The 9,282-nt window shown below is 67.6% G+C and carries 7 protein-coding genes and 1 pseudogene; 1 reads left to right on the forward strand and 7 read right to left on the reverse strand.

From position 1 onward, the window contains the following. Positions 1 to 121 precede the first annotated feature (121 nt). Positions 122 to 499, reverse strand: coding sequence for a heme-binding protein (locus J0M27_RS20745; protein ID WP_294996457.1), 378 nt, complete (start codon positions 497 to 499; stop codon positions 122 to 124). An 89-nt stretch (positions 500 to 588) separates the two neighbouring features. Beyond that, a complete protein-coding gene (locus tag J0M27_RS20750) occupies positions 589 to 3,780 on the reverse strand; it encodes an error-prone DNA polymerase (protein ID WP_294996459.1) in 3,192 nt (1,063 codons plus the stop codon). A gap of 67 nt (positions 3,781 to 3,847) precedes the next feature. On the opposite strand from J0M27_RS20750, the pseudogene J0M27_RS20755 reads away from it, so the two are divergent. Continuing rightward, positions 3,848 to 4,253: pseudogene (locus tag J0M27_RS20755) on the forward strand (IS1595 family transposase); the annotation flags it as partial. Positions 4,254 to 4,415: 162 nt separating this feature from the next. Here the strand turns inward: J0M27_RS20755 and rlmB are convergent. The 5 genes from rlmB to J0M27_RS20780 all read right to left on the reverse strand — a co-directional run. Continuing rightward, a complete protein-coding gene (rlmB, locus tag J0M27_RS20760) occupies positions 4,416 to 5,153 on the reverse strand; it encodes a 23S rRNA (guanosine(2251)-2'-O)-methyltransferase RlmB (RefSeq protein ID WP_294996460.1) in 738 nt (245 codons plus the stop codon). Then, complete coding sequence (locus J0M27_RS20765) at positions 5,146 to 6,420, reverse strand: mechanosensitive ion channel domain-containing protein (RefSeq protein WP_294996462.1); 1,275 nt, start codon at positions 6,418 to 6,420, stop codon at positions 5,146 to 5,148. The genes rlmB and J0M27_RS20765 overlap by 8 nt, the downstream gene beginning before the upstream one ends. Continuing rightward, positions 6,417 to 6,875, reverse strand: coding sequence for a phospholipase D family protein (locus J0M27_RS20770; RefSeq protein ID WP_294996464.1), 459 nt, complete (start codon positions 6,873 to 6,875; stop codon positions 6,417 to 6,419). Before J0M27_RS20770 ends, J0M27_RS20765 begins: the two co-directional genes overlap by 4 nt. Before the next feature lie 236 nt (positions 6,876 to 7,111). Then, positions 7,112 to 8,548: an RsmB/NOP family class I SAM-dependent RNA methyltransferase gene (locus J0M27_RS20775; RefSeq protein WP_294996466.1), complete on the reverse strand. Its 1,437-nt coding sequence runs from the start codon at positions 8,546 to 8,548 to the stop codon at positions 7,112 to 7,114. 31 nt (positions 8,549 to 8,579) lie between these two features. After that, positions 8,580 to 9,282, reverse strand: a 703-nt coding sequence (locus J0M27_RS20780; RefSeq protein ID WP_294996468.1) for a DUF3108 domain-containing protein, incomplete at its 5' end; no start/stop codon positions are given.

Genomic DNA, 9,282 nt, shown 5'->3' on the forward strand with positions numbered 1-9,282 from the left:
ATCTGAGCGAACTGCACACGACCGCACGCAACAAACTCAAGAGCGCTCAAAAGCGCCCCTCGATCATCGCCGCTTGCTGGATGCAGGCTACCTTGTGGTGATGTCATGAATTACGGAAGTCTCAATAGTACCCCGGCGTTACCGGTGATGTTGGGCATGCGCAAGCCGACGCCGCCACCGGCGATCGCGTCCTGGAAGGCCTTGGTCGGTCGCCGGAATGCCGCCGCCGCGTGGGCCTTGTCGCGAGCGACATCGACCGAGCCGAACGGGCGCCGTCGAACCGCTGCATCATCATCAGGTTGCCACCGGCGTCGACGATGGCAATGACCAAGTTCCAGCTGTTCTTTTTTGCCTCCGCCTCGGCTGCCGCCATGGCCTTCTTCGCCTGGTCGCTGGATAGTGGCGCGCCATAGGGCAAGGGCACCTGGGCACGGACATGGGTGGCGCCGAACAGGGCAAGACCGGTCAGCAGGCATGCAAGGACCTTGTAGATTTTCATGGGTTTTTCTCCGGTTGTTGGGGTGGGTGCAGCACATGCAGCACAAATCAGTTTGTGCGCGGATGCGCCATCCGTCATACCTTTAGCTGTCAATGAAAATCCCGGCTACCGGCGACCAGTGCCCCGAGCAGTTCGCTGTGATCGAACAGGCGCCTGGCCACCAGATGCACCACCGCGTGCTCGCCCTCGCCTTCAACCTGCAACTGCCCGGCCACGCCGAGGAGGCGGCTGCCGAGCAAAAGTCGGCGCTGGCGACACGCCAGGTCGTTGAAAACCACGATGTTGGCACTGCCGGTTTCGTCTTCCAGCGTAACGAAAATCACGCCGCTGGCGGTGCCCGGCCGCTGGCGGCAGGTAACGATCCCCGCACAGCGCACCACCGCGCGATCGCCGCGTTCGCGCAGTTCCATCGCCGAAAGATAGCGCCGCGCGACCAGCCGCGCGCGCAATAGCGCCAGCGGATGGCGGCCCAGCGTGAGGCCGAGGCTGCGGTAGTCGGCGACGATATCCTCGCCCTCGCGCGGCGCGGCGAATTCGACCCGCGCTTCACCCGGCGCAACGCCGGCAAAGAGGTCGCGCTGCAGCGGGACGGCGGCCGCGACCCAGGCGGCCTGGCGGCGATGTCCGGCCAGATGCGCCAGCGCTCCGGCATCCGCCAGCGCATCGAGCTCGCCACCGCCGAGCTCGGCGCGCCTGGCCAGGTCGGCGAGATCGGAAAACGGCGCCACCGCGCGCGCCGCGACGATGCGCGCGCCCGCCGCCGCCGCGAAGTGGCGCACCTGGTGCAGACCGAGGCGCACGGCGACGGCTTGACCCGCCCCGCCATCTCCTTCCAGCGTGGATTCCCAGTCGCTCGCCGTGACATCCACCGGCCGCACATCGACCCCGTGGCGGCGCGCATCCTGCACCAGTTGCGCGGGCGAGTAGAAACCCATCGGCTGCGAATTGAGCAGGCCGAGCAGGAAGGCGGCCGGCTCGTGGCGCTTGAGCCAGGCCGAGACATACACCAGCAGGGCGAAGCTGGCCGCATGGGACTCGGGAAAGCCGTATTCGCCGAAGCCCTGGATCTGTCGATAGAGCGCCTCGGCGAATTCATCGGCATAGCCGCGCTCACGCATCCCGGAAAGCAGGCGCTCGCGGAAAGGCTCCAGCCCGCCCTTGCGCTTCCAGGCCGCCATGGCACGGCGCAACCGGTCGGCCTCACCCGGCGTGAAACCGGCGGCGACGATGGCCAGTTGCATCGCCTGCTCCTGGAAGATCGGCACGCCCAGGGTGCGCGACAGCACCTCGCGTACCGCTTCGCCCGGATACTCGACCGGCTCCTGCCCCTGCCGCCGCCGCAGGTAGGGATGGACCATGTTGCCCTGGATCGGGCCGGGGCGCACCAGCGCCACTTCGATGACAAGATCGTAGAAGCAGGCCGGCCGCAGGCGCGGCAGCATGGCCATCTGCGCGCGCGATTCGATCTGGAACACGCCCACGGTGTCGGCGCGCGAAACCATCTCGTAGGTGGCGGCATCCTCCGCCGGCACGGAGGCCAAGCCGAATGGCGTGCCATGCCGCCACGCCACGGCCGCCAGCATGCGCCGTATCGCCGAGAGCATGCCGAGTGCCAGCACGTCGACCTTCATCAGGCCCAGCGCGTCGATGTCGTCCTTGTCCCACTGGATCACCGTGCGCTCGGGCATGGCGGCGTTTTCCACCGGCACCAGACGGTCGAGCCGGCCCCGTGAAATAACGAAGCCACCGACATGCTGTGTCAGATGCCGCGGCAGGCCGATCAGCATCTTCGCGATGCCCAGCCAGCGCTGCACCGCCGGATGCTCCGGGTCGAGGCCGACTTCGGCAAAGCGCTGCGCCAGCTCCTCGCGCCGGTCCCACCAGGCCAGGTTGCCGGCCAGGCGCTCGATCGCGGCGAGTGGAAAACCCAGCGCGCGCCCGGCGTCGCGCAAGGCGCCGCGCGTGCGATAGGTGATCACGGCGGCCGCCAGCGCGGCACGTTCGCGGCCATACCTGGCGTAGATGTACTGGATCACTTCCTCGCGTCGCTGGTGCTCGAAATCGACGTCGATGTCGGGCGGCTCGTTGCGCTCCTTCGAGACGAATCGCTCGAACAGCATGCTGGCGCGCGCCGGGTCCACCTCGGTGACGAAGAGCGCGTAGCACACCGCCGAGTTGGCTGCCGAGCCCCGCCCCTGGCACAGGATGCCCTGCCCGCGCGCCCAGGCCACGATGTCATGCACCGTGAGAAAGTAAGGCGCGTAGGCCATCTCGGCGATCAGCGCCAGTTCATGCTCGACCTGGACCACCACCTTGTCCGGCACGCCTGCCGGATAGCGCCGCGCCAGCCCTTCCTCGCTCAGTTGCCGCAACCAGGAGTCCGGCGTCTGGCCGGCCGGCACGACTTCCTCCGGATACTCGTAGCGCAGTTCGACCAGCGAGAAATTGCACAGGGCCGCGACCTTCAGCGTCTCGGCCAACAACTCGGTCGGATACAGGCGGGCCAGCGCCAGGCGCTGCCGCAGGTGGCGCTCGCCGTTGGGAAACAGCGCATGGCCGGCTGCCGCCACCGTGGTGTTGAGGCGCAATGCCGTCAGCGCATCCTGCAGCGGCCGGCGCGAACGCACATGCATGTGCACGTCGCCGGCCGCGACCAGCGGCAGGCGCAGGGAAGCGGCCAACGCGCGCAGATGTGCCAGGCGCTCGCCATCGTCAGGCCGCAGGTGGCGTTCGAAGGCGATCCAGGCGCGACCGGCGAAGCGTTCGGCGAGCCAGCGCGCCTGTTCATGCCAGATCACCGTATCCACCAAGGGGACTTCCTTCGCGACGTCGCCAGCGCCATCCGCAAGGGATACCGCCTCCGGCTCTGCCGGAGGCATAACTCCGGGAACCCACAGGGCCAGGCAGTCCGGCACGCCGCCGCCGTCCCAACCGGCGATATCCGCGCGCGACAGGCGGTAGCTGCCCTTTTCGGCGCGACGCCGGCCCAGCGTGACCAGTGCCGCGAGGTTACCGTAGCCGGCGCGATTACAAGCCAAAAGCACCAGCTTCATGCCGCAGGCGAGCACCAGTTCGGTGCCATGGATCAACTTGATCGGCTTATCGCGCGCCGCAAGGTGGGCGCGCACGCTGCCGGCAAAGCTGCACTCGTCGGTAATCGCCAGCGCCGCATAGCCCAGCCGCTGGGCACGTGCCACCAGTTCCTCCGCCTGCGAGGCACCGCGCAGGAAGCTGAAGCTGGAAAGGCAATGGAGTTCGGCATAGGCTGGCAGGGATGACATGACAGCACGACAATCGTGTATCTCCATGGGGTATCCACTTAGCTCCAATTGAGCCAGAATATACTGGATGGACATCCAGATACTACCGCTGATTTCCGGAAAAGACTACCCCCGAACCTGGAACGGTTTCCCGGGCGGGTTCGGAATGGAGGAGGCTTGCCATGCGTATTTGGAGCAACGGCGTTGGCCGCAAGGATTTGTTTGCCCGGCGTGTTCAACCATGGCGCCCGCCTATCGGGCCAGCCGCACGCTATTGATGTGCCGCCACTGTCGCCACCAGCCGTCGATTACGGCAGGAACCATGTTCGACAAGACACGCACTCCGCCGCGGCCTGGTACCTGACCAATCAACAGCAGGGGGTCAGTGCGCTCGGATCATGCTTCATCGCTTCCGCCATGCCATGGATCGTCCCGGCCGGGATCAGCTCAAAGGGCGTGTCGAGGCCGATGAAACCTACCTGGATGTCACCGACAAGCCGCCCGCAAGCGCTTCAAGGAAAGGAAAAGCAACACCGTGGACCTGATCCAGTGGCACGCGCATCGCACCAACCCGATCGGCGGCGTCGATGACGGCCATGTGCGGGAGTAACGCAGCTTCGATGTCGGCAAGAAGGAGGTTTTCCTCACCAGGGGCGTCAGCGTCCGCGCTGGCGCCGCGCCTCGAACAGGCAGATGCCGGCCGAGACGGAGACGTTGAGGCTCTCCACGCTGCCATGCATCGGGATCTTCGCCAGTTCGTCGCAGGTCTCGCGCGTCAGGCGGCGCATGCCGTCGCCCTCGGCGCCGAGCACCCAGGCGCAGGGGCCTTTCTGGTCGATGGCATAGAGTTCCTTGTCCGCCTCGCCGGCCGCGCCGATCACCCAGATGCCGCGTTCCTGCATCTCGCGCAATGAGCGCGCGAGGTTGGTGACGACGATGTAGGGTACCGTGTCGGCGGCGCCACTGGCGACCTTGATGACGGTGGCGTTGAGGCCGCAGGCCTTGTCCTTGGGCGCCACCACGGCGTGCGCGCCGGCCGCGTCGGCGACGCGCAGGCAGGCGCCGAGGTTGTGCGGATCGGTGACGCCATCGAGCACCAGCAGCAGCGGCGGTTCGGCGAGGCCGTCGAGCACGTCGTCCAGCGTGACGTGCCTGGCCTGGGCGGCAACCTTCGCCACCACGCCCTGGTGCTGGCTGCCGCCGGCGAGCCCGTCGAGTCGCTTGGCATCCGAGAGGATCACGCGTACGCCGTGGCTTTCCGCCAGCTTCAGCAGGTCGCGCATGCGGCCGTCCTGGCGGCCCTCGGCGACGGCAATTTCCTTGACGTCGTCGGCGGCGTGGCGCAGCTTGGCGGTGACCGCATGGAAACCGTGGATCAGTCGCGTTTCACTCAATGCCTTCTCCTTTGACCACGCGGACTTCCCGCTGCGGGAAGGGGATGAAGATACCGGCCTGCTTGAATTCGCGCCAGATCGCCAGGTTGATGTCGGAACGCAGTTGGCCCGTGCCGTTCTGTGGGTCCGCGACCCAGAAACCGAGTTCCAGGTTGATGCCGGAATCGGCGAACGCCACCAACAGGACCACTGGCGCAGGATCGGGAAGCACGCGCGGCTGCGCCGAGGCCGCTGCCGCCATGATCGCCATCGCGCGTTCCAGATCGCTGTCGTAGGCGACCTGCACCGGCAGCGCCACGCGCACCCGGGGATCGCTGTAGGACTCGTTCTGCACCACCGAGCTGACCAGCAGTTCGTTGGGAACAATGGCCTCCACCCCGGTGACGTTCCTCACCACCGTGTAGCGCGTGGTGATGCGCGTCACCTCGCCACGGTCGTTGCCGACCGAGATCACGTTGCCGATCCGTATGGAGTTGTCGAGCAGGATGATGAAGCCGGACACATAGTTGCTGGCGATGCGCTGCAGGCCGAGGCCGAGGCCGACGCCGAGCGCGCCGCCGAACACCGAAAGCGTGGTGAGGTCGATGCCGACCATGGGCAGGCCGATCAGCACCGCGAGCAGGATCAGCAGCGCCTTGGACAGGCGCGCGAAAACCACGCGCAGGTTGCTGTCGAGCCCGGTCGCCGCATTGAGCCGCGCCTCGACAGCACCCGCGGCCCAGAGCGCCAGCAGCACCGTGACCAGCACCGCGGCGATGCCCTGCAGCAGGTGCCACAGGGTCAGCTTCTGCTTGCCGGTGCTGAAACTGATCGATTCCAGCATGGCGATCAGGTCGGGCAGCAGGCCGGTGATGTACAGGGCGACGATGGCCCACACCAGGCCGGCAAAGATGCGCTCGAACTGCAACAGCCATGTCGCACCGACCAGGCTCAGGCGCAGCACGTAGAACACCAGTCGGATGATCGCCAGCGAACCCAGCAGCGGCAGCGCCAAAGAGAACAGCCCGACGTGCATCCATTGCTGTGCCAGCGGTCGCACGGCCACCAGCAGGGTCAGCGCCAGCAGCGGAAAGGCGACCCGCTTGAGGCCGCCGCGGCCCAGTTCCCAGGCCCGGCCCGCACCAACCGAACGGCCCAGCAGCAGGCGCTCGCCGAGCTTGGCCAGCAGCAGGCAGGCCGCCAGCGCCGCCAATTGCCAGAGCAGGTCCGGCTCGCGCAGGTCGGACAGTACGTGGCGCCAGATGCTGGCGAGTTCGTTTTGCGTCATCGGACTTCCCCACCCATTTTTTCGGCGTCGTCGCGATGGCGTCGCCAGTTGTCGAGGTAGCGTTGCGCCAGCGCCGGATTGCCGCGCAGGATCAGCAGGTTCTCCGCATTGCGCGCCTGCGCCGACCAGGTGAAATTGTAGCTGCCGGTGATGACGATGCCCTGATCGCCGCCGGCGTCGACCAGCAGCACCTTGTTGTGTGCGTTGCCATAGCGGGTTTCCAGCCAGACCGGGATGCCTTCCGCCGCCAGTTTCGGAATCAGCGAATTCTCTCCCTTGCGCACCATCTCGCGGTCGGCCAGGATCTCGACCGCCACGCCGCGTGCCCGCGCGTCCTGCAAGGCATGGGCGATCGAACGGCTGGTCAGCAGGTAGGCCTGGACATGGATGCTGCGCCGCGCCTCGCCCAGGGTGCGCACGATGGCGCCCTCGGCATCGTCCCAGGGCGTAAACAAGACTTCGACGCTACCGGTTGCAGGAAGCGCCGTAGCGCCAGCGCCGACTGTTGTTGCGCTGAAAAACAGCGCAACAACAACAAGCAACGGCAATCCCCCCAGCCCCCGTCCCACGGCTGGCTTTGCCCAGCCGGCCGGCTGCGGCGGCGCGGGGCAGTGCTCCGCGAAACCCCGCCTGCGCCCATGAAAAGGAGGTGACCTTGGGTCGCGGCCTGCGGCCGCTCCATTGTTGATGCTCACTTGGCCCGCTCCAGCACGGCGGCATAGAAGCCGTCGGTGCCGTGCGTCTGCGGCGCGAGGCGCATGTCCTCGCCGCAATCGATGGCGATGCCCTGCGCCGCCAGCACGTCGCGCGCCGACAGGCGATGGTAATCGGCATGGGCGGCGAGGAAGGCATTCACGATGTCTTCGTTCTCCTCGGCGAGGATGCTGCAGGTCGCATACACCAGGCGCCCGCCCGGCCGCAGCAACTTGGCGGCGGCGGCGAGGATCGCGGCCTGCTTGGCGCGCAGTTCATCGACACTCTGCGGCGACTGGCGCCATTTCAGGTCGGGATTGCGGCGCAGGGTGCCCAGGCCCGAACAGGGCGCGTCGACCAGCACGCGGTCGACCTTGCCCTGCAGGCGCTTGACGCGCGCATCGTTCTCGCCCGAGAGGCAGGCCGGATGCACGTTGGACAGGCCGGCGCGCGCGGCGCGCGGCTTGAGCTTGGCCAGCCGCTTGTCGGACACGTCGAAGGCATACAGGCGACCGGTGGAGCGCATCATGGCGCCAAGGATCAGCGTCTTGCCGCCGGCGCCGGCACAGAAGTCGACCACCATCTCGCCGCGCTTGGGCTGCAGGAGGAAGCCCAGCAGTTGCGAACCTTCGTCCTGTACCTCGATGCTGCCGTCGAGGTAGGCCGGGTGCTTGGCCAGGTAGGGTTTGGTTTTCAGGCGCAAGCCGAGGGGCGAGAAAGGCGTCGGCATGGCGACGATGCCGTCGGCGACAAGCCGCGCGATCACCGCGGCGGGCTCCGCCTTCAGCGTGTTCACGCGCAGGTCGAGCGGCGCCGGCGTGTTCAGCGCGCGCGCCAGGGCCAGCAGGTCCTCCGCCGACATGCGCGGTGCCAACCTGTCTACCAGCCAGTCGGGAAAATCCAGTTGCTCGGCCAGCGTCAGCTCCGGCTCCGGCTGGCGCCGGATCTCCGCGAGCCATTCGGCCTCGCCCGGCAGCAGCGCGCCTTCGAGCTGGCGCTGCGACATGCCGCGTACGCGCGACAGCGAAAGCAGGACCAGTTCACGCGGAGAAATACGGCGCGGGCCGGCGGTCTTCGGCGCGCGCTTGGGCGTCGCGCCGGGCGCGAGGAAAGCCGGTTCCAGGTTCGGCCCGCAGGCCGCCAGCCGCTCCAACAGGCGCTTGCGACGCAGCACGGCATAGGCCGTCTCGGCGATGAAGGCGCGGTCCTTCCCGCCGCTGCGGCGGGCGCGGAAGAAGGCCGACAGCGCGGCGTCGGAGGGCTGGGTGAAGGTCAGCAGTTGCGCCGTGGCGGCGACTGCGGCATTCAGCAGGTCGGCGGAAAGGCCGTCCGGCACGGGAACCTCGCGGCCGTCCGCCGCGGCACGTCGCGCGCCGCTGCCACCTGTGCCACGCGGGGTCCGCTGCGGGCGGCCCGCTTTCCTGTCGTCATTCATGCCGGCTTTACCAAGGGTAGTGATTGCGGGTTCATTGCGATTGTGGCATTTCGGGCTCGTCCGCGACCTGGTCGAAGATTTCGCCCTTGCGGTCGATGAAGCGGATTTTCAGCGGCAGGCCGCGCGCGGCACCACCCGGGCCGATGCGCAGCCAGAGTTCTATCGTGTCGTCGCCGCTGCGCGTCCTGACATGCAGCGCGCGACGATCGCCCGACTTCAATGCCAGAACTTCCTCGCCGAGCACCTCGAAGCGATAGTTCTCCAGCTTGCGTCCGGTGGCGATCGGCATTTCCAGCGTGCCGGAAACCGGTGACAGCAGCACCAGCTGGTAATACATGGACAGCATGTCCTGGGTGCCGGCGACGATCGCTTCGCGGCGGGCGCCATAGGTGACGATGCGGGCCGGCCAGTCGAAGCTCGCCGTGTCGATGCCACCGGCGCGTTCGTGGCGGAATTCGCGCGGGCGCAGGCCGTCGTCGGTCACCTCGCCCTGGCTGCTCTGGAACACCTGCGCCGGCTTGAACACGGCCGCGAGGCCGGTGGTCTCGGTCAGGCTTTTCAGCCGGTAGCGAAAGCCGTCATGCTCCCAGCTGTGGATCGCCTGGCCGATGACGAAGCCGCCCTCGCCACGCGTGATGACGTAGCGCAGGCTGCCCTTGCCGGGAAGCGCGGTTTTTGCCGGCACCGGCGCGGCGGGTTCGGGCGCTGGCGCCGGCGCCACGGCAACCGGGACC

The sequence above is a fragment of the Sulfuritalea sp. genome (assembly GCF_017302275.1).
In the GTDB taxonomy this organism is placed as follows: domain Bacteria; phylum Pseudomonadota; class Gammaproteobacteria; order Burkholderiales; family Rhodocyclaceae; genus Sulfuritalea.

Bases quoted from the DNA above. Each gene is read 5' to 3' on its own strand.
- J0M27_RS20745 (WP_294996457.1), bottom strand. From the start codon at position 499: ATGAAAATCTACAAGGTCCTTGCATGCCTGCTGACCGGTCTTGCCCTG.
- J0M27_RS20750 (WP_294996459.1), bottom strand. From the start codon at position 3,780: ATGTCATCCCTGCCAGCCTATGCCGAACTCCATTGCCTTTCCAGCTTC.
- J0M27_RS20765 (WP_294996462.1), bottom strand. From the start codon at position 6,420: ATGACGCAAAACGAACTCGCCAGCATCTGGCGCCACGTACTGTCCGAC.
- J0M27_RS20775 (WP_294996466.1), bottom strand. From the start codon at position 8,548: ATGAATGACGACAGGAAAGCGGGCCGCCCGCAGCGGACCCCGCGTGGC.